Genomic DNA, 19,783 nt, shown 5'->3' on the forward strand with positions numbered 1-19,783 from the left:
CTAGACCTCGTCATAGACCACCTCGAGAGAGGGGCGCTGTTCGAAAGATCCGCCGCGCATGTCAGCCTGTGTCGCCGGGACCAACTCGACGTTGCCTCCGGTGTCTTCGGGGGAGAAGAGGCCGAGCAGTCCATCCTGGTCGAGGGGCGTGGGCTGCCGCGGCGGCGCCGACGCGACATTGGATGCAAGCTCTGCGAAGAGACTGCCCCATTGCCCGCCGGGCTTGCCGATAATCTGGTAATTGGCCGACTTGCGCCGGATGTCCTCGTCCGCCGGAATGGCGCAGAGCACGGGGATGTCGACCGCGTTGGCAAAGGCCTGCGCCTCGCCGGTGCCGTCGTCCTTGTTGATGATCATGCCGGCGACGCCGACATTGCCGCCCATCTTGCGGAAGTATTCCACCGCCTTGCAGACGTTGTTGGCAACGTAGAGCGACTGCAGGTCGTTCGAGCCGACGACGATGACCTTCTGGCACATGTCGCGCGCAATCGGCAGGCCGAAGCCGCCGCAGACCACGTCACCCAGGAAATCGAGCAGGACGTAGTCAAAGCCCCAGTCATGGAAGCCGAGCTTTTCGAGCAGTTCGAAGCCGTGGATGATGCCGCGACCGCCGCAGCCACGGCCGACTTCGGGGCCGCCCAGTTCCATGGCGAAGACGCCGTCGCGCTGGAAGCAGACGTCCTCGATGCGGACTTCCTCACCGGCCAGCTTCTTGGCGGACGACGTCTCGATGATCGTCGGGCAGGCCTTGCCGGCAAAGAGCAGGCTGGTGGTATCGGACTTGGGATCGCAGCCGATCAGCAGCACGCGCTTGCCCTGCTGGGCGAGCATGTAGCTGAGGTTGGACAGGGCAAAGCTCTTGCCCGAGCCGCCCTTGCCGTAGATCGCGATGATCTGCGTTTCCTTCTGTACCTCGCCGGTGTGCGGCGCGTCAGGCTCGATCGCGGCTTCATCGCGCAGGGCAGCGGCATGTGTATCCAGCATCGTCATGCGCAGTTGCTCCAGTCGAGGACCATCTTGAGGCAGTCGGCATCGAGGAAGGCTTCGGGATAGGCATCCTGGGCTTCTTCGGCCGGGCGTTGGTGCGAGACCAGGCCCGAAAGATCGAGCGCGCCGCAGTCGATCAGGGCGCGGGTCGAGGCGAGATCATCCGGCCCCCATTCGGCGGCAACGCGAAAGCGTGCCTCGGCCCGGAAGGCTGGCGCGAAGGCAAAGCTCGGGCGGTTGGCGTAGAAACCTGCCAGCACGATCTCGCCCTTCTTGCGCAGGCGCGGGACGAGCAGGTCGAGGCAATCGGCATCGCCGCTGGCGTCATAGATGTTCGCGTAATCGTGGCGATCGTCGTCCTTCGGAGCGATGACGTTGTACCCTTGGGCGCCGGTCCGGCGGGCGGGCTTGTGCTCCCAGACCGTGGGGGCGGGGGCACCTGCAGCGATGGTCATGCGCGCGAGCAGGCGGCCCAGCGTGCCGTGGCCAATGATCAGATCGGGCGGATCGCCACCGTTCATCGCGTGAAGCGCAGTCGCGGCGAGCGCGAACAGAACCCCGTCACGGCCCAGCGACTCGGAGACGGGAAGGGCGCGTGCGGACGGGACGATGACCTGCCGCGCGGTGCCCCCGAACAGGCCGCGCGCATCGCGATAGCAGGTTGCGCCGGGGACAAAGACCCAGTCGCCGATGCGCGTCTGGACTTCGCTTCCGGCATCGACGATGCGGCCCAAGCTCTCGTATCCGGGCACCAGCGGGTAGCCCATTCCGGGGAAGTTCGGCATCTCGCCCGACCAGAGAAGCTTTTCGGTTCCGGCACTTACGCCGCTCCACTGGACTTCGATAAGGACGTCTGAAGGAGCGAGTGCGGAGAAGCCTGCTTCGGAGCCTTGTCCTGAGGTCAAGGCAAGCCTGCGAAGCGCGATGCGCCTCGGTGCCTCCAGTATGACCGCCAGCGACTCCATGCCGGTCTTCCCCTCTCCCGGTGATCCGGGCCTTGCCGCAGTATCCGGATGGGTACTGTCAGGCAGTGTTCACCATACGCTAACGCCAAAGAGTGTCAAACAGATTGGACGGTCATAGCTGTCAATATGAACTAACAATGACGCTGGCGATGACCGGCATTGCCGTTCGCTTCTGTTGCCAGTGCCGGAAGCCCGCTTTGCGAAGCATCTCGCCGTATTCAGCGGGCGCGCGGGGACGACCAGAGTTCATCGCCCAGAGATAAAGGCCGAAATAGGCATCTCCCATGGCCTTTGCCCCGCGTGCCCCGGCCATCGGTTCGGCAATGACTAGGCGGCCGTTTTCGGGAAGAGCTGCGCGAATTCCGCGCAGGATCTGCAGGCAGCGATCATCGTCATGATCGTGGAGAATCCGCGAAAGAGTTATGCAATCGTAGCCTGTGGGCAGGGCATCGGCAAAGAAGTCGCCAGGATGTCGGGAGACCCGTGGCGGCAGATTCGTTGCACCGGAAAGGACAGGAGGCAGGTCGAATATGCCCAGCTCCAGAGATGGACATGCCGGGGCCAGCGCGTTGACGAAAGCGCCATGGCCACCCCCTATGTCAAGCAGGCGGCAGTGGCGATCGAAAGCATAGGCACCCATCGCCTGTTGCGCCACCATCTGCTGCGACGCGGCCATAAGTGAAGAGTAGCGACCGGCAATTTCGCCATCGGTTTCAGAGTGATAGTGCCAGAAGCGCGACAGGGCCGTCGGCTCCTGTCGGTCCTGCCGCAGCAGGGCAAGCGGGTCGGAGAGATCCGCGTAAAGCAGCGGGTGATGCGCGACCATGGCGAGCGCCCCGGGGTTTGATCGCAGAGCCGCCCCTTGCTGGCCGAGCATCCAGCATCCCGGGGCAACTTCTTCGGCAAGATCCAGCGCGGCGGCGGCGCGGAGCAGCCGAGTCGCGGCGGCATGACTCAGCGCGGTCGACCGGGCGATATCATCGGCGTTGCAAGGCCCTGCGTCGAGCAGGTCGAGCAGGCCGGTCTGGACCGCGGCAAGCAGTATCTGCGAATAGGTGAAGCCTGCCACCAGATCGAACGCGCTGGCGGCGCGGCGCCTTGATACGCTTGCGAAAATCGGAAGGCGCGACGCCCAGTCCTGGAAGACCGGGCTGCCCAGAACCCGGTTGCGCCAATGGGTCCAGCGGCGTCGCCATTCGGGAGGCCGTTCAGGAGGGTGGGGCACCGGCGGCGCATCCGTCAAAGGGGCAACGTCCAGCATATGTCCAAAAGATTGGACATTTGTGGTGTAAAGGTCAATTGTATTCGGTGGAGGGTTTCCCTTCAGGAGAGGAGCTTGCCTTGGCATCGCGGGTGGCTATCATCGGCGCGGGCATCGGCGGCCTGACGGCAGCCGCGCTGCTGGCTGCGCGCGGGGCAGATGTCACCGTCGTAGAAAAGGCAGCGCACCCCGGTGGCAAGGCGCGTCAGCTGATCGTCGATGGTGCCTCCATCGATGCCGGTCCCACGGTGTTCACCCTGCGCGACGTATTCGAGGGCATCTTTGCGGCTTGCGGCGCCGATCTCGCCGACTTTGTCGACATTCGCCGTGCAGACGTGATTGCCCGTCACGCCTGGGGTCCGGGGCGCCATCTCGATCTCCATGCCGATCCGGAGCTGAGCGAGCAGGCCATTGGTGACTTTGCCGGCGCTTCGGCCGCAGCGGGCTTTCGTGCCTTCCACAGGGAGGCCGCGCGCATTCACGGCATCATCGATCGTCCGATGATGCGCGGGAGCAAGGTCAGTTGGCCGCTCCCCCTGATGTGGCGCATCGGCTTGTGGCGCATGGGCGACCTTCTGGCGATCCGGCCCTACGAATCGATGTGGAAGGTGTTGGGCCAGCATTTTGCCGACCAGCGCCTGCGCCAGCTTTTCGCGCGCTATTCGACCTACTGTGGGTCCTCGCCGTTCGAGACACCGGCAACCTTGATGCTGATCGCCCACGTGGAAGCGCAAGGTGTCTGGCTGATCGAAGGTGGCATGAGCGCGCTTGCGGGTGCGTTGATGCGCTTGGGCCAGATGCATGGCGCGAAGTTCCGCTTCAGCACGGGCGCAGCCCTGATCGAGACCGCGCAAGGACGCACATCGGGCCTGATCCTCTGCAATGGCGAGCGCATTGCCGCCGACGCGGTTATCGCCAATGCCGATCCCGAGGCCTTGGCGGCAGGGCGCTTCGGCCCCTTGGGCGCCATGGCGGTGCCATCGCATGGCGTGCGCAAGCGTTCGCTCTCGGCGATGGTCTGGCTGGCTAATGCACGGACATCGGGCTTTCCGTTGCAGCGTCATAACGTGTTCTTCTCGCCCGACTATGCCCGCGAATTCAGCGACATTCGTGGCGGCGCTCCGCCATGTGATCCCAGCGTCTATGTCTGCGCGCTCGATCGCGAGGGCGGGGCCGATGTGCCGCCGGGCCAGCGTGAACGTCTGCAGATCATCGTCAACGCGCCTGCCAATGGCGACAGCCACACTTATACCGAAGAGGAGAAGGCCCGGTGCACACAGGCCATGCTGCGCAGCCTTCAGCGTTGCGGACTGGAGCTGGAGGAAGACTTTCCCCACACGCTGCTGACGCCGAACGCCTTCGAGAACTTTTTGCCCTCGACCGGGGGGGCGATCTATGGTCGGGCCTCGCACGGCTGGGCGGCGTCCTTCCTCCGGCAGGGCACGCGGACCCGGATCCCTGGGCTTTACTGCGCGGGTGGAAGCACCCATCCGGGGGCCGGGGTGCCGATGGCCGCCTTGTCCGGGCAACTGGCGATGCAGGCTGTGGTGCAAGACCTCGCTTCGATGCGGAAGTTCCGCCCGGTGGCTATGGCTGGTGGTATGTCGATGCGATCAGCGAATGCGGACGCCATGGGCTGACGATCATCGCATTCATCGGCAGTGTTTTCTCGCCCTACTACAAGAAGAGCGGCCGCACCGATCCGTTGCAGCACTGCGCCCTGAACGTGGCGCTCTATGGCCCCGGCGCACGCTGGACCATGACCGAGCGCGAGCGTGGCAGTGTTGCGCGCGATGCCGACAATCTGCAGATCGGGCCTAGTTCGGTTCGCTGGACCGGTGAGGCGCTCGAAATCGACATCGAGGAGATGGACAAGCGGGTTGGTGTGCCGTGGCAGCGGCGTGTCGCCGGCAAGGTCCGCGTCTACCCGGAAGCGACCAACGACCGCGCCTTCTCGCTGGACCCGGCGGGGCGCCACCGCTGGCACTGCATTGCCCCGCGCGCGCGGATCGAGGTCCGGATGGAAAAGCCTGGGCTCAAGTGGAAGGGCAGCGCCTATCTCGATTCGAACTTCGGCGCGGAATCGCTGGAGGAAGGCTTCCGCGTCTGGCACTGGTCCCGCGCCCATGGGCGCAGCGGATCGGTGGTCTGCTACGAGGGTATCCGTCGCAATGGCCAGGGCTTTGCCAGCGCGTTGCGCTTTGGCGCGGACGGCGTGCCGCACGAGGAGGAGGCGCTGCCGCCGGTTGCGCCCTTGCCGAACACGCTCTGGCAGATGGAGCGCAAGACGCGGGCGGACAGGGGCCATGCCAGCGTCATCCGCACGTGGGAGGACGCACCGTTCTATGCGCGCTCCGCCCTGTCATCGCGCCTGTTTGGAGAGCCCGTCGTGGCCGTGCAGGAAAGCCTTGATCTCGATCGCTTTTCTTCGCCGATCGTGCAGTTCATGCTGCCCTATCGGATACCGCGCGGCTAGTCGTCCGGGTTCTGCTTCTTCGCCTTGTCCTTCGCGATCTCGCGGTTGACCGACCATAGCTGGTAAATGCCGAAGCCCAGCGCGATGACGGCGGTGAAGACGATTTCCACCCAGCCAAAGTGTTCGCTCATCGAATTCATCCTGGCTCTCCCTTGCTTTCGTCACTCGCGCTTGCGGCGGCGAACGTGCGGATCAGTTCAGCGGCCTTCCCGGGGCGCTCTTCATGCGCAAGATGCCCAAGCCCCGGCAGCACTTCCAGACGGCAATCGGGTATCAACCTCGCGGCTTGTTCGACCGACGACAGCGGCACGGCTGTGTCGCCGCTGGAATGTACGAGCAGCACGCGGCTTCTCAACTGCGGTAGCAGGCGGCTGAGCGCGTCGAGGTCCCAACTGGCCATCATTTCCATTGCCCCGCCACAGTGGTGATGGTTGCCCATCAATGCCTCGTAGGCAGCGATCCCCCGCACATCGATGGCAGAGCCGGTGGCGCGGCGCAGAAAGCGCCCGGTCTCGCCCGGAATGCGGGCAATGCCGGCCAGCATCCGCGGGACGAAGGGGTTCACGAACAGCATCCTGGCCAGCGACGGGAACAGCTTGGCGGCAAGGCCGGGGAAGGGCATCAGGGCGGGATTGAAGCCGATCAGGGGCATGGCCGCGCCCTGCAGATGGACGGTCTGGATCGCAATGGCCGCGCCGGCCGAGTGGCCGACGATCAGCGACGGCCTCTGGCCAAGGGTATCGAGCAGGGCGATCACGGCACTCGCCATGCCAAGCAACGTCAGGCCCTGTCGCGGGCGGCCCTTGGTATAGCCGTGGCCGGGCAGGTCAGGGGCAATCACGGTGAAGTCCTGCGCCAGCAGTGGCAGCACGTCACGCCAGCTATGCGTTGCCGCGCCGGTGCCGTGGAGCAGCAGGATCGCCGGCCCATCGCCCGCCACCTGAACGTGCCACTTGAGTCCAGGCGTCTCCACGAAGCGGCTTGCCTCGCGGTTCGGCCAGTTGCGCCCTTCGACCTCCCAGCGCGGCCCGCTCATGCGCGTTTCTTCTGCGGCTCGGCAGCAAGCGTCACCGCCGCCTTGAGCGCCTTGGCATCGGCGAAGGGCAGCGGCAGGTAACGCGCCCGCATCGCTTCTGCGATGCTCGCAGCTTCGGGCCGAGGGCGGGGGGAGATGTCGATTACCACGGCATCAAGGCCGGCGCCGGCAATTCCCCTCGCGGCCGTCAGCGCGTCGGCATTGGCTTGGGCGCGGCCGGATGTACCGTCTGCGGCCACGTTCGCGCTGCCGTCGGTGAGGAACACGAGGAACGGTGTGCGGCCCCGGCTCATCACGGCATCGGCAAGCTGCCGGGCAAGGGCAATGCCTCGGGCAAGCGGGGTGCCGCCGCCACCGGGCAGTTCGGCAAGGGCGCGCTTGGCGCGGGTGAGCGAGCGGGTGGGGGGCAGCAGCAGGTCGGCATCGGTCCTGCGGAAGGCGACCAGCGCAACTTCGGCTCGCTTCACATAAGCCTGGGCGAGGATCAACTCGACCGCGCCCTTGGCTTCCGACAGGCGGGCGAGTGCCGCCGAGCCCGATGCGTCCACCGCGAAGATCGTGACCGTGGTGGCGCGCTCTTCGAAGCGGCGGACCCGCAGGTCGTCCCGGCGGAAGCGGATCGGACCTGCGCCTTCGGGAGTCGGATCACGCCTGCGCAGGGGCTGCCACGGTATGGCGGCGCGCAGCGTATCGACCAGCGCCATGCGCACACCGCCGCCGGGCATGCCGGGCCTCGCACCCAGGGGCTTGCCGCGCAGTGCTGAACCGGTGCGGCGTCCGGTGCCTCCGCCACGCGCATCCCGCTGGGCGCGGCCCGAGGCGATCAGTTCCAGCACATCAGGCGGGATCATGGCGCGGGCCGCTTCGATCAGCAGGTCTTCGGGAATGTCGGGCGCGCTGTCGTCATCTTCGTCATTGTCCGGGCGCTCTGCCTCTTCGGGCTCATGCTCGGGTTCTGGAGGAGCGGGCGCTTCAGGCTCCGGCGGCAGCTGTGTCGCGCGCGGGGCAAGGACGAGGCGCGTCGCGGCTTCAAGGTCGGCGCGGTGAACCGTGTCCCGGCCGCCAAGCACTGCGTGCGCCCGGGCAACGGCGGCGGCCTGCAGGAGCGGCCTGATCGAGGCGATACCCAGCGCCGTTGCGGTGGCGGCAAGGGCCGAGAGTGCTTCGCTATCAAGTGATGGTGCGGCCCCGGCAGCGCCCGGCTCGGGCAGTTCGCGGTGGAGGTCCGCCGCGCGCACGTCTCGCAGACTGAGGTCGAAAGCGACCCGTTCCATCAGGGCGAGCGGTGGCCGCTCGTCCGGGCCTTCGCCGTCGTCGAGCAGGATGAGCAGGAAGGCGCCTTCGTTGTCGAGCGCCTGCGCGATCCTGCCCGCAGTGTCCGAGCGCAGACGCTCGGCCATGGGAACGACCAGCACGCCGCCTGCCACCTCTGCCAGAAGGCCCCGTTGCATTACGAGTGTGCCCCTGGCGAGGCTTGCAGCAATGTCGGTGCCACCGGTCAGCCGGTCCTCGTCGATATGACCGGGCAGGCGGCGGAAGGGCGTGTCCGCCGGAAGCAATCCTCGCAGCGCTTGCAAGACGAGATCGCGCGCCGGTCCGCCGCCGCGCAGGACCAGGCCGCCAAGCTTGCGGTCTGCGGCCAGCAGGCGCGCTGCCAGGAGCGCATCTGACAGTGCCTCGGTCATCTGAAGTGTTCGGCGATCGCGCGATCAATCCGTGCGGTCGATCCGCTTTCGTCGAGTACGTCGCGGCGCAGGCGGTGGCGCAAGGCCATCGGCGCAACGTGCAGCAGGTGATCGCGCTTGACCACCTTTGCCCCCTTCAGCGCGGCAAAGGCGCGCGCGGCGCGCATCAGGGTCAGTTCGCCGCGCAAGCCGTCAACGCCCACGGCGCTGCAGATACCGGCGGCGTCCACGAGCACACCGTCCGGCACCTCGATCTTCGCCAGCTTTTTCTGTCCGCGCGCGATCTGCTGCAGGACTTTCTCGTCCTCCTCGGCCCACTGTGCGGCAAAAGCCTCGCTGTCGGCATCGTGCGAGGCGCAGCGGCGCATGATCTCGACGCGGTTTTCGATCTCGCGCGGGGTGCGTACTTCGACCGAAAGACCGAATCTGTCGAGCAGTTGCGGACGCAGTTCGCCTTCTTCCGGGTTGCCGCTGCCGATCAGCACGAACTTGGCCTTGTGGCGCACCGACAGACCCTCGCGCTCGACCACGTTCTCGCCCGAGGCGGACACGTCGAGCAGCAGGTCGACCAGGTGGTCTTCGAGCAGGTTGATCTCGTCGATGTAGAGGAACCCGCGATGCGCACGCGCCAGCAAGCCGGGTTCGAACGTCTTTTCCCCGGTGCGCAGTGCCCTTTCCAGATCGAGCGAGCCCAGCACGCGGTCTTCCGTGGCGCCCAGTGGCAGATCGACGAACGGCACCGGCCGCTTGCTGGCCTTGTTGGATTCGCACGGGCCGGGGCAGCTATGCGGCGCTTCGGGCGAGCAGCCATAGCGGCAGCCGTCCATGACCATGATCGGCGGCAACAGACTGGCCAGTGCGCGGGCGGCGGTGGACTTGCCTGTTCCACGGTCGCCGAACACCATCACTCCGCCGATGGAGGGATCGACCGCTGCGATCAGGAGCGCGAGCTTCATTTCGTCCTGACCGACGATCGCAGAGAAGGGGAAGCGCGCCATCTGTCCAGAAGTGTGGACACATATGGCCGTCAGGACAAGCGGAATTATTGCTGATCTGAAGTCTTGATCAGTCGGTCCTTGAGGGTGTGCATCGTCCACCACACGCCCAGCACCATCGGCAGGACAAGAAGACCGATCACGAACTCGTCCGAAACGCCCAAGGCGCTGTCCGGAACAGCGTAGAGCGCGTACTTGATAAGGCCCAGGACGTAATAGCTTAGCGCGACCGCCGAGAGGCCTTCGACCAGCTGCTGCAAACGTGCCTGCATCGAGATCGACTGCTCCATCGATCGCAGAAGCTCTGCATTCTGGTTCTCGATCCGCGTATCGATCCGCGCACGCAGCAGCGAAGTCAGTTGCTCGGTACGCTCACCGATGCGTTCGATCCTCTCGCTGGTGGCGATGCAGGTATTCATGGCCGGGCGGAAACGGCGCTGGGTGAAATCAACCAGCGAGGCGTACCCTCCGACCGGCCGCACATCGAGTTGTTCCAGACGTTCCTCGACGATCTGACCGTAGGCGCGGGTGGCGTCCATGCGGAACGAAATTGCAGTCGCGACAGAGGCAAGATCGAGCGCAAGGCGCGACAGTTCCTCCAGCAGGCTGTCGTCACGTGCGTCGCTATCTGCGATACGGTTGGCAAGATCGCTCAGGCGTTCTTCGGCAGCATCAAGCTTGGGCCAGCATTCGCGGGCGACCGGCAGGCCAAGCAGCGCCTTGTTGCGATAGTTGCCCAGTTCCTGAAGACGCTGGATCTGTCGGGTGAGATCGCGCCGGTCAATGCCGTTGGCCGCTGCAAGCAACCGTCCGAAGCCATCATCCTTCAGCCTGAAGTCCGACCATATGCGGATGCCGCCGCCCAGTGTGCTGGAAACAAGTTCATCGCGATTGATCGGATGGCGATCGAGAACCCGCTCGACGTCGGCATCGCTCTGCGCCAGCCACACGCGCGTGCTGCGCACGATCTGGCCGGGAAGAGTGCGTGCCCAGGCGATTGCGGCCGATAGCTCAACGTCCGTCGCCGGTTCGAGAAAGCCTTCATCATCGCAAGGCGCGCAAAACAGCGTCAGGCTGCTGCCTTCGCTCTGGCGTTCCCAGGTGAAAGTGACCCTTTCGTTGATCCGGCCTTCGCGGTGCGTCGGGTTGCCGACGCTGTCGTTGCTCGCCGTCAATGCCTCGATCGCGGACAGTTCATCGGCACGCTCGCTGTCGTCGATCGCAAGGACCCACTGCACGATATGGCAAGGGACCGGCAGGGGCGGCCAGCGCCGCAAGTGCATCTCGCCAACGGCCCTGCTTCGAAGGTCATGGTCGCGCATGGGTGAAAATCCCTGACGCGGCTGGCAGGAGAGAAAGCACCATTGACGCCGCCGCTTGGGCAAAACGCTATGCCAAGAGCAGCGCACCACCAAACGGATTTGCGCAGGTTTCGCGCAAGTGCCTGCCTGGATTGCCCAAAAGAACTAGGTTTTCCGGCTATTGTCGGCGAAGGCCCTTGACCGCGTGAACGTTCTCATTTAGGTGAACGTTCACAAGAGCGCTGATGGCGAGCATTTCGCGTGGCAGTGCCGAGGTTGTAAAAGGGGAGGATCATGAAGGTTTCCATGACACGTTCCGCTGCCGTTCGTGCAGCCAGCATGGGTGCCCTTGCACTCGCACTTGCAGGACAAGCCGTCCACGCGCAGGAAGCGCCGCAGGATGCAGCTGCTCCCGCTGAAGAAGGCGAAGCCATCGTCGTCACCGGCATCCGCGCCTCGCTGTCGAAGGCACTCGACATCAAGCGCAGCGCGCAGGGCGTGGTCGACGCGATCTCGGCCGAAGACATCGGCAAGTTCCCCGATACCAACCTTGCCGAGTCGCTGCAGCGCATCACCGGCGTTTCGATCGACCGCAACAGCGGTGAAGGTTCGACCGTGACCGTTCGCGGCTTCGGTCCGGACTTCAACCTCGTCCTGCTCAACGGCCGCCAGATGCCCGCTTCCAGCCTCGGCGGCAGCAGCGGCGCCCCTGCCTCGCGCTCGTTCGATTTCGCCAACCTCGCCTCCGAAGGCATTGCCGGCGTCGAAGTCTACAAGTCGGGCCGCGCTTCGCTCGCCACTGGCGGTATCGGTTCGGTCATCAACATCAAGACCGCCAAGCCGCTCGAACGTCCCGGCTTCCACGGCAGCATCGGCGCCAAGGCGGTCTATGACACCTCGCTGTTCGATGGCACCAGCATCACGCCTGAAGTCTCGGGCATCATCAGCGATACCTTTGCTGATGGCCGCATCGGCGTTCTGCTGACCGGTTCCTACCAGGATCGCAAGGCCAGCCAGGCGCAGTTCAACGCGGGCTGGCGCGAAGGCTATCTCGGCTCGGAAAACAACTGGGGTTCGCTGGCACAGCCGGGCACGCCGGGCGCTGCCAACATCCAGAACCGCCCCGGCCCGAACGACATCTATCAGGTCACGCAGAACGCGGGCTACGATTTTACCACGTTCCGCCGCAAGCGCATCAACGGTCAGGCCGTGGTGCAGGTCAAGCCGACCGATACGCTGACTGCGACCGTCGACTACACCTTCTCGCAGAACACCATCGACGCCCGCACCAACTCGATCGGCGTCTGGTTCAACCACGGCGACACCTCGAGCAGCTGGACCGATGGCCCGGCAGCTGGCCCGAACTTCTATGCCGAGAACTTCGGCGGCACCGACAAGGACCTCGCCATCACCGGCGCAGTCGCGGCCAACCGCTCGCGCAACCAGTCGATCGGCGGCAACCTCAAGTGGGATGGCCCCGGCGGCCTGCGCCTCGAACTCGATGGTCACCACTCGACCGCCGAAAGCAAGCCGACCAAGCCTTATGGTTCGGGCATTGCCGTTGGCAGCGCGATCTTCGGCGTGAAGTCGCAGAAGGTCGATTACACCTCCGACATGCCCGTCATCAGCGTGCAGATGTATCCGGGCGCCGAGATCAAGGCTTCGAACATCCGCCCTGCCGGTAACGCCTTCCGCACCGCCTACATGCGTGACGAGATCAACGAAGTCACTTTCCGCGGCGGCTGGGATTTCGACGCATCGTTCATCGACAGCCTCGACTTCGGCGTCACCTACACCGAGAACAAGGTGCGCTCTGCATTCGGCGTTATCCAGAACGATACCTGGGGCGGCACGCTTTCCGCAGCCGAAACCGCGGATGACCTCTACCAGATCCGTGACCTGCCGAAGGACTTGGCGGGCATGTCGGGCTCAAACGATGGCTCGATCATCCCGAACTACTTCAACATCGACACGGACGGCCTGATCCGTCTGCTCGACAGCAAGATCGGGATCTGCAGCACCGCCGTCACTGCCGGCACCTGCATTGCCAAGTACACGACCGACCGCACCGTCCGCGAACGGACCTGGGCGCCGTACCTGCAGACCAAGCACTCGTTCGATCTGGGCGCGGGCACGGCTAACCTGCGCTTCGGCCTGCGCTACGAGAAGACCAAGGTCGACTCCACTGCGCAGGTTCCGATCCCGGTCCGCACGATCTGGACCGGCGGCAACGAAACCGCGATCGATTATGGCAATCCGCAGCAGGTCGCTGCCGCCTCGCTCAAGGGCGAGTACGAGAACTGGCTGCCGGCCATCGACTTCGACATGGAGCCGATCGACAACGTCCGCCTGCGCGCATCGTATAGCCAGACGATCACCCGTCCTGACTATGCCTCGCTGCAGGGTGGCACCACGCTGGCTTCGCCGATCCGCATCGGAGGCAGCACGGCCTCGAGCGGCAACCCCGGCCTGCTGCCCTACAAGTCCAACAACGTCGATCTCTCGGCCGAATGGTACTATGCGCCGGCCAGCTACGTTTCGGTGGGCTTCTTCCACAAGGTCGTGAAGAACTTCATCAGCCAGACGCAGGTCAACCAGCCCGCGTTCGGCCTGACCAACGCTGCTGCCGGTGCCAATGCCGCAGCAGCGCGGGCAGCGCTGGGTCCCAATGCTACGGCGCAGCAACTGCTCGATTACATCGGCGCCAACTTCCCCTCGACGGTCATTCGTGACAACAACGGGGTCGTCACCGGCGTCATCGGCCAGGCCTCCGATCCGCTGGTGAACTTCATTACCACGCAGCCGACCAACAGCGATCAGAAGGCAAAGCTGTGGGGCTGGGAATTCGCGGTCCAGCACAGCTTCTGGGATACCGGCTTCGGTGCGATCCTGAACTACACCGTGGTGAAGAGCGACACGAAGTTCGACAACACCCTGCGCTACACCATCCCGCAGTTCGCGGTGAACGGGGTCAGCGACAGTGCCAACGCCGTGTTGTTCTACGACAAGAACGGCCTGCAGGCGCGCGTTGCCTATAACTGGCGCGATGGGTTCCTCTCGGGCTACGGCTTCGATCCGTACTACGTGAAGGCCTATGGCCAGTTCGACGCCAGCGCATCTTACGAAATCCGCAAGGGCGTGACGGTGTTCGTCGAAGGCATCAACATCACCAACGCCGACCGCAAGGGCTACCAGCGCAACACCCAGACCGTGTTCTTTGCGGCACCGGGATATGCGCGCTATGCTGCCGGTGCGCGGTTTACCTTCTGAGCCTGAGGAGATGACCTTCGGGTAACGAGGAACCGGCGGCCCGTATTGCTTCGGCAGTGCGGGCCGCAGGGGTTTTCAAGGACTGACAGGTTGGCCGGATCAACCGGCGGCTGAAACGGGTGAGAGATGATCGGGTCGGTGAAGCAGGTTGTCATCGTCGGAGGCGGCACCGCAGGGTGGCTCTCCGCGTGCCTGATGGCCGCGCGACGGCCCGAGCTGGCAATCACGCTGGTCGAGGCGCCCGACATCCCGACAATCGGCGTCGGCGAGGGCACCTGGCCGACGATGCGCGAAACGCTCTCGACCATCGGCATTTCCGAGGCCGAGTTCCTTGCCGAGTGCGACGCTTCGTTCAAGCAGGGTTCGCGCTTCGATGGCTGGGTCGATGGTTCTGCGCAGGACAGCTACCTTCATCCGTTCACGCCGCCCCCGCCGGGCGACATGGTTGCCATGCTGCAGGCGTGGCGCGCACAGGCACCGGAATTGTCCTTCGCAGCGCTGGTGACGCCACAAGCTGCGGCCTGCGAGGACAACCTTGCACCACGGCAAAGGGCCATGCCCGATTATGCCGGGGCGCTGAACTACGGCTATCATCTCGATGCCGGCAAGTTCGCCGCACTGCTCAAGCGCCACGCGACGACGCGGCTCGGCGTGACGCATGTTTCGGCGCAAGTCATTGCAATTGCCGATGACGAGGCCGGCAATATCGCCAGTCTGCGCCTGCTCGACGGGCGCGAAATAGCCGGCGACTTCTTCATCGATTGCTCAGGGCTTGCCGCGATCCTGATCGGTGACCACTGCGGCGTGCCGTGGGTGGACCGGTCCGACGTGTCCTTCAACGACAGCGCGCTTGCCGTGCAGGTCCCGGTCGAACCCGGCAGCCCGATTGCGTCGCAGACCATCGGCACCGCGCATGAAGCGGGCTGGATCTGGGACATTGCCCTGCCGACGCGGCGCGGCATCGGTTGCGTCTTCTCCTCGCGCTTCATGGATGATGCGCGGGCGGAGGATGTGCTGCGGAACTACATTGCCGCGCGGCTACCGTCCGCTGACCTGCAGACCCTGCGCCCGCGCAAGCTCACGTTCTCCACGGGCCACCGTGAACGCTTCTGGCAGGGCAACTGCCTTGCCGTGGGCCTCTCCGCTGGTTTCATCGAGCCGCTCGAGGCCTCGGCCATCGTCACCATCGAACTGTCGATCAAGGCATTGGCCGAAAACTTTCCGCGCCGCTCGGATACGTTGGGCCTGCTCGCCGGGCGGTTCAACGAGCTGTTCCGCTACCGCTGGGACCGCATCGTCGAATTTCTCAAGCTGCACTACGTCCTCAGCCGCCGGCCCGAGCCTTACTGGCTGGCGCAGCGCGATCCGGCGACAGTCCCGGCGCGCCTTGCCGAGTGTCTGGAGCTTTGGCGCGATCAGCCGCCGTCGGCGTGGGACTTCCCTCGCATGGACGAACTGTTCTGCGCCGCCAGCCAGCAATACGTGCTCTATGGCATGGGCTTCCCTGTGCCGGGCGGAGCAGCCGACGCTACAGCCACGCAAGCGCTTGCCGAAGTGCGCCAGCGTTCGCGCGCCTTGGCCGCGGCATTGCCGTCCAATCGGACCTATCTCGATGCCCTGCGCCCCGTTGCGGCCGCAGCCCCAATCGCCATGCACGGAGCGGCAGTGAAATGAGCAACCACGCAGTCCTCAATCCCGCCGACCACGGCGAGTTGCGCATCGACACTTCCGCCAGCGCCGAACTTGGCGACAACGTCATGGCCTGTGCCACTGTCCCGGCCGAGTTCCGCTCGGTTCAGGCGCATTACCCCATAGTCCTGCGCCGCGACATTGCCACCGGCAAGCTTGAAGCGCTGGCGCTGCTGGGATTCGAGACGGGCGAGAACCTGTTCCTGCGCGATGGCAGGTGGGATGCGCCCTATCGCCCGCTGTCGATGGCGATCCGCCCGTTCCTGATCGGTCGCGCGCCAACGCCCGACGGCGTGGGCCAGGTCCATGTCGACCTCGACCACCCCCGCATCAGCAGGACGGGCGAGGGCATGCGGGTGTTCGATGCCAGCGGCCAGCCCACGCCTTACCTGGAGGACATCGCCGCCAAGCTGGGCGACCTCGATCACGCCCACCGCGAATCCGCCGATTTCTTCGCCGCGCTCGATCGCTATGAACTGGCGGAATCCTTCACGCTGGAAGTCACGCTCGACGATGGCGCGAAGAACTCGCTCGTCGGCTATCATACCATGAACGAGGAAAAGCTCTCGACCCTGGACGGCGCTGCGCTGCAGGACCTCATGGCCAGCGGCCACCTCGCGCGGATATACATGATCATCGCCTCGCTCTCGCACTTCGGCGATCTGGTCGCGCGCAAGAACGCCAAGGTCGCCGGTGGCTGAAGCGACCGCCCCGAAGCTTCCTGCCGTTGCCGAAAGGACGTTTGACGATCCGGGCGGCCTCGACGCCCTGCTGCAGAGCACGCGCGAACCGTTCGTGCTGCGCGGACTGGTGCGGGAGTGGCCGCTGGTTCAGGCGGGCCTCAAGTCAGCCCGCGCCGCTCGCGCCTATCTGGTCGAACGGGCGCGACCCGTGCCGTTCACCGTCTCGCTGGCCGACCCCGGCTGCGGTGGTCGGCTGTTCTATGACGCTGTCATGCAGATGAATTTCAGGACGGCGCGCGGCAAGCTGGCGGATATCTTTTCAGGTTTCGATGCCAACGAAGGCAGCGCCGATCACCCCGTGATCTACCTCGGCTCGATCGACGTGCCGACGCACTTCCACGGCGTCGATACCGAAAACCGGGTGGATCTCGGCTCGCGCGATCCCATCACCAGCCTGTGGATCGGATCGCCAACGCGCATCGCCGCGCACAACGATTTCCCCGACAACCTCGCCTGCTGCGTCGCCGGTCGTCGCCGCTTCACGCTGTTCCCGCCCGATCAGTTCCGCAATCTCTACCTCGGCCCGATCGACAACACGCCAGCGGGCCGCGCGGTGAGCATGGTCGATTTCGCGGCGCCCGATTTCGAGGCGCACCCGCGCTTTGCCGAAGCTCTGGAGCACGGGCAGGTGGCCGACCTCGAACCGGGCGACGCGCTGTTCGTGCCTTCGATGTGGTGGCACCATGTCGAGGCCACAGAGCCGTTCAACATGCTGCTCAATTACTGGTGGCGCGATACCCCGCGCTACATGGGACAGCCGCAGACGGCGTTGACCCACGCCCTGCTCGCCATCCGAGACCTGCCCGAGGCGGACCGCGCGGTGTGGCGCGACCTGTTCGAATACTACGTGTTCTCGGGCGGCGACGAGGCCCGCGCGCATATTCCCGAAGAGGGGCAGGGCGCATTGGGCCCCATCGACGCGCAGGGCGCTGCCCGCATCCACCAGTTCATCCTGAGGAGCCTCAGCCAATGACCGCTTCGCATCTGCCCCGCCGCATCGTCATCGCCGGAGGCGGCACCGCTGGGTGGATGACCGCCGCCGCGCTTGCCCGCACGCTGGGCCCGGTGGCCGAGGTCACGCTGGTCGAGAGCGAGCAAATCGGCACGATCGGCGTCGGTGAAAGCACGATCCCGCCGCTGGTCACCTACAACCGCCTGCTCGGCATAAACGAGGCCGAGTTCATGCGTGCCACGCAGGCGACGTTCAAGCTCGGCATCAATTTCGAGAATTGGCGGGTGCCGGGCGAGAACTACTTCCACTCGTTCGGCGGTACCGGCAAGGACCACTGGTCGGCGGGCTTCCAGCACTTCTGGCTCAACGGGCGAGAGCGCGGTCACACCGCCCCTTATGGCGAATACTGCCTTGAGCTGAAGGCCGCCGAGGCGGGCAAGTTCGCGCATCTTCCCGATGACCGGATGAACTACGCCTACCAGCTCGATTCCGGCCTCTACGCCAAGTTCCTGCGCGCCATGGCCGAAGCCGACGGCACCATCCGGATCGAAGGCAAGATCGCCCGCGTGGAACTTGACGGTGAAACCGGTGACATCGCCGCGCTGGTACTCGAAGGGGATCGGCGCATCGAGGGCGACCTGTTCATCGACTGCACCGGCTTTCGCGCGCTCCTGATCGAAGGTGCACTGCGGGCGGGCTATGATGACTGGACCCACTGGCTGCCTTGCGACAGCGCCATCGCCATCCAGACCTCGAGCGTGCGCCCGCCCGTGCCTTACACCCGCGCCATCGCGCACGAGTCTGGCTGGCAGTGGCGCATTCCGCTGCAGCATCGGCAGGGCAATGGCGTGGTCTATTGCAGCGACTACCTTGCCCACGAGGCTGCGCTCGAAAAGCTGCTCTCGACGGTCGAGGGCGAGAAGCTGGTCAAGCCCAACCATATCCGCTTCCGCACGGGGGCGCGGCGCAAGCAGTGGCACCGCAATTGCGTGGCCGTGGGGCTTTCCGGCGGGTTCATGGAGCCGCTGGAGTCCACCTCTATCCACCTGATCCAGCGCGCCATCCTGCGCATTGTGCGGATGTTGCCTGCGGGCGCCATCAGCCAGCGCGATATCGACGAATTCAACGACCAGCAGTTCACCGACATGGAGCAGATCCGCGATTTCCTCGTCCTGCACTACAAGGCGACTGACAGACGAGACACGCCGTTCTGGCGGCACTGCGCCAGCATGGAGATTCCTGCCAGCCTCGAACACAAGATCGAGCTGTTCCGCGAAACCGGCCGCGTGTTCCGCAGACACGAAGAACTGTTTGCCGAGAACTCGTGGGTGCAGGTGATGATGGGGCAGGGGATCAATCCGCAAAGCCACCACCCGGTTGCCGCCAAGCTGCGTGACGAGGAACTGAAACATCTGCTCGGGAGCTTGCGCGAACAGGTCAGCCGCACCGTCGCCGCGCTGCCCTCGCACGGCGATTACGTTGCGCGCTATTGCGGCGCCGAGGTTCCGGCAGCGGCATGAGCTTTCTGCTTCTGGCCGCAGCGGCGGTCCAACCCGATTGGCAACTCGTCTGGGCCGACGAGTTCGACGGTACCACGCTTGACCGCAATCGCTGGGTCCTTGCCGAGGACTGCTGGGGCGGCGGCAACGAGGAGCGCCAGTGCTATACTGCGCGCAAGGCCAACCATCGGCTAAGCGACGGGGTGCTGGAGATCATCGCCCAGCGCGAGGACTTCACCGGCCCTGCCTTCCCGCGCGATCAGCGCGACAGCATGGAAAAGGCCGAGGCCAAGCGGTACAAGCCGTTCACTTCCGCCCGGCTGTCGACGGCAGGCAAAGCTGCCTGGCTCTACGGCAAGATCCAAGTCCGCGCCCGCCTGCCGCAGGGGCAGGGCACCTGGCCAGCGATCTGGATGCTGCCCGAAGACTGGGCCTATGGCGGCTGGGCGCGCTCCGGCGAAATCGATATCATGGAGGCGGTCAACCTTGGCGAGCCTTGCGAGACCTGTGAAGGTGGCCGTGAGAACCACGTGCTCGGCACGATCCACTTCGGCGGCGAACCACCGCGCAACCGCTATATCTCGGAAGAAACCCCGCTGCCCGATCCGACCGCCTTCCACACTTACGAGGTCGAGTGGGACAAGGATGGCATGGTCTGGCGCATTGACGGCAAGGACTACGCGCGACGCATGCCTCATGAATGGCACACGCTGGGCTCTGACAAGCCCGGTGCGCCCTTCGACAAGCCTTTCCACCTCATCCTCAACCTCGCCATCGGCGGTCACTTGCCAGAGGGGCGCAACACCACGGGCGTCAACGCTTCAGGCTTTCCCAAGGCAATGGCGGTTGACTGGGTCCGTGTATGGCAAAAGCCCAGCGAAACCGCTAACGCGGGCGCCGGAACGAAGAGCGGGGGTAACTGAG

General features: G+C 65.1%; 16 protein-coding genes. 8 read left to right on the forward strand and 8 right to left on the reverse strand.

The window, feature by feature from the left end; genetic code table 11:
* The 3 genes from AC3WLM_RS13360 to AC3WLM_RS13370 all read right to left on the reverse strand — a co-directional run bounded on the left by AC3WLM_RS13360 (position 1) and on the right by AC3WLM_RS13370 (position 3,213).
* Positions 1-990, reverse strand: coding sequence for a chlorophyllide a reductase iron protein subunit X (locus tag AC3WLM_RS13360; RefSeq protein ID WP_492477605.1), 990 nt, complete (start codon positions 988-990; stop codon positions 1-3).
* Positions 987-1,952 carry a chlorophyll synthesis pathway protein BchC gene (gene bchC, locus AC3WLM_RS13365; protein ID WP_492477606.1) on the reverse strand — a complete coding sequence of 322 codons (966 nt, stop codon included), beginning with the start codon at positions 1,950-1,952 and terminating at the stop codon, positions 987-989. The genes AC3WLM_RS13360 and bchC overlap by 4 nt, the downstream gene beginning before the upstream one ends.
* A 121-nt stretch (positions 1,953-2,073) precedes the next feature.
* Positions 2,074-3,213, reverse strand: coding sequence for a methyltransferase (locus AC3WLM_RS13370; RefSeq protein WP_492477607.1), 1,140 nt, complete (start codon positions 3,211-3,213; stop codon positions 2,074-2,076).
* Positions 3,214-3,305: 92 nt separating this feature from the next.
* Here AC3WLM_RS13370 and crtD point away from each other — a divergent pair, with 92 nt between their 5' ends.
* Complete coding sequence (crtD, locus tag AC3WLM_RS13375; protein WP_492477608.1) at positions 3,306-4,853, forward strand: 1-hydroxycarotenoid 3,4-desaturase CrtD; 1,548 nt, start codon at positions 3,306-3,308, stop codon at positions 4,851-4,853.
* A gap of 14 nt (positions 4,854-4,867) precedes the next feature.
* The gene (locus AC3WLM_RS13380; protein ID WP_492478126.1) at positions 4,868-5,689 is read left to right on the forward strand and encodes a hydroxyneurosporene dehydrogenase; all 822 of its coding nucleotides are present in this window, start codon (positions 4,868-4,870) and stop codon (positions 5,687-5,689) included.
* Here the strand turns inward: AC3WLM_RS13380 and AC3WLM_RS13385 are convergent.
* From AC3WLM_RS13385 to AC3WLM_RS13405, 5 genes are read right to left on the reverse strand one after another with little or no spacing between them, the layout of a single operon-like run.
* Positions 5,686-5,820 carry a hypothetical protein gene (locus tag AC3WLM_RS13385; RefSeq protein ID WP_255355113.1) on the reverse strand — a complete coding sequence of 45 codons (135 nt, stop codon included), beginning with the start codon at positions 5,818-5,820 and terminating at the stop codon, positions 5,686-5,688. The two genes, AC3WLM_RS13380 and AC3WLM_RS13385, sit on opposite strands and share 4 nt — an antisense overlap.
* 5 nt (positions 5,821-5,825) lie before the next feature.
* Positions 5,826-6,725: an alpha/beta fold hydrolase BchO gene (gene bchO, locus AC3WLM_RS13390; protein WP_492477609.1), complete on the reverse strand. Its 900-nt coding sequence runs from the start codon at positions 6,723-6,725 to the stop codon at positions 5,826-5,828.
* Complete coding sequence (locus tag AC3WLM_RS13395) at positions 6,722-8,410, reverse strand: magnesium chelatase subunit D (RefSeq protein WP_492477610.1); 1,689 nt, start codon at positions 8,408-8,410, stop codon at positions 6,722-6,724. The genes bchO and AC3WLM_RS13395 overlap by 4 nt, the downstream gene beginning before the upstream one ends.
* Complete coding sequence (bchI, locus tag AC3WLM_RS13400) at positions 8,407-9,408, reverse strand: magnesium chelatase ATPase subunit I (protein WP_039336629.1); 1,002 nt, start codon at positions 9,406-9,408, stop codon at positions 8,407-8,409. The genes AC3WLM_RS13395 and bchI overlap by 4 nt, the downstream gene beginning before the upstream one ends.
* A 44-nt stretch (positions 9,409-9,452) precedes the next feature.
* Positions 9,453-10,727, reverse strand: coding sequence for a DUF3422 domain-containing protein (locus tag AC3WLM_RS13405; protein ID WP_492477611.1), 1,275 nt, complete (start codon positions 10,725-10,727; stop codon positions 9,453-9,455).
* A 273-nt stretch (positions 10,728-11,000) separates the two neighbouring features.
* Here AC3WLM_RS13405 and AC3WLM_RS13410 point away from each other — a divergent pair, with 273 nt between their 5' ends.
* From AC3WLM_RS13410 to AC3WLM_RS13435, 6 genes are all read left to right on the forward strand, one after another.
* On the forward strand, positions 11,001-13,976 hold the full coding sequence (locus AC3WLM_RS13410; RefSeq protein ID WP_492477612.1) for a TonB-dependent receptor: 2,976 nt from the start codon (positions 11,001-11,003) through the stop codon (positions 13,974-13,976).
* A 126-nt stretch (positions 13,977-14,102) separates the two neighbouring features.
* Positions 14,103-15,650: a tryptophan halogenase family protein gene (locus AC3WLM_RS13415; RefSeq protein WP_492477613.1), complete on the forward strand. Its 1,548-nt coding sequence runs from the start codon at positions 14,103-14,105 to the stop codon at positions 15,648-15,650.
* The gene (locus AC3WLM_RS13420; RefSeq protein ID WP_492477614.1) at positions 15,647-16,366 is read left to right on the forward strand and encodes a SapC family protein; all 720 of its coding nucleotides are present in this window, start codon (positions 15,647-15,649) and stop codon (positions 16,364-16,366) included. The genes AC3WLM_RS13415 and AC3WLM_RS13420 overlap by 4 nt, the downstream gene beginning before the upstream one ends.
* Complete coding sequence (locus AC3WLM_RS13425) at positions 16,359-17,381, forward strand: cupin-like domain-containing protein (RefSeq protein ID WP_492477615.1); 1,023 nt, start codon at positions 16,359-16,361, stop codon at positions 17,379-17,381. Before AC3WLM_RS13420 ends, AC3WLM_RS13425 begins: the two co-directional genes overlap by 8 nt.
* Positions 17,378-18,880, forward strand: coding sequence for a tryptophan halogenase family protein (locus AC3WLM_RS13430; protein ID WP_492477616.1), 1,503 nt, complete (start codon positions 17,378-17,380; stop codon positions 18,878-18,880). The genes AC3WLM_RS13425 and AC3WLM_RS13430 overlap by 4 nt, the downstream gene beginning before the upstream one ends.
* Positions 18,877-19,782, forward strand: a complete 906-nt coding sequence (locus AC3WLM_RS13435; RefSeq protein ID WP_193827864.1) for a glycoside hydrolase family 16 protein — start codon at positions 18,877-18,879, stop codon at positions 19,780-19,782. The genes AC3WLM_RS13430 and AC3WLM_RS13435 overlap by 4 nt, the downstream gene beginning before the upstream one ends.
* Position 19,783 lies beyond the last annotated feature (1 nt).

Source organism: Novosphingobium sp. FW305-C-30-35 (assembly GCF_058783135.1).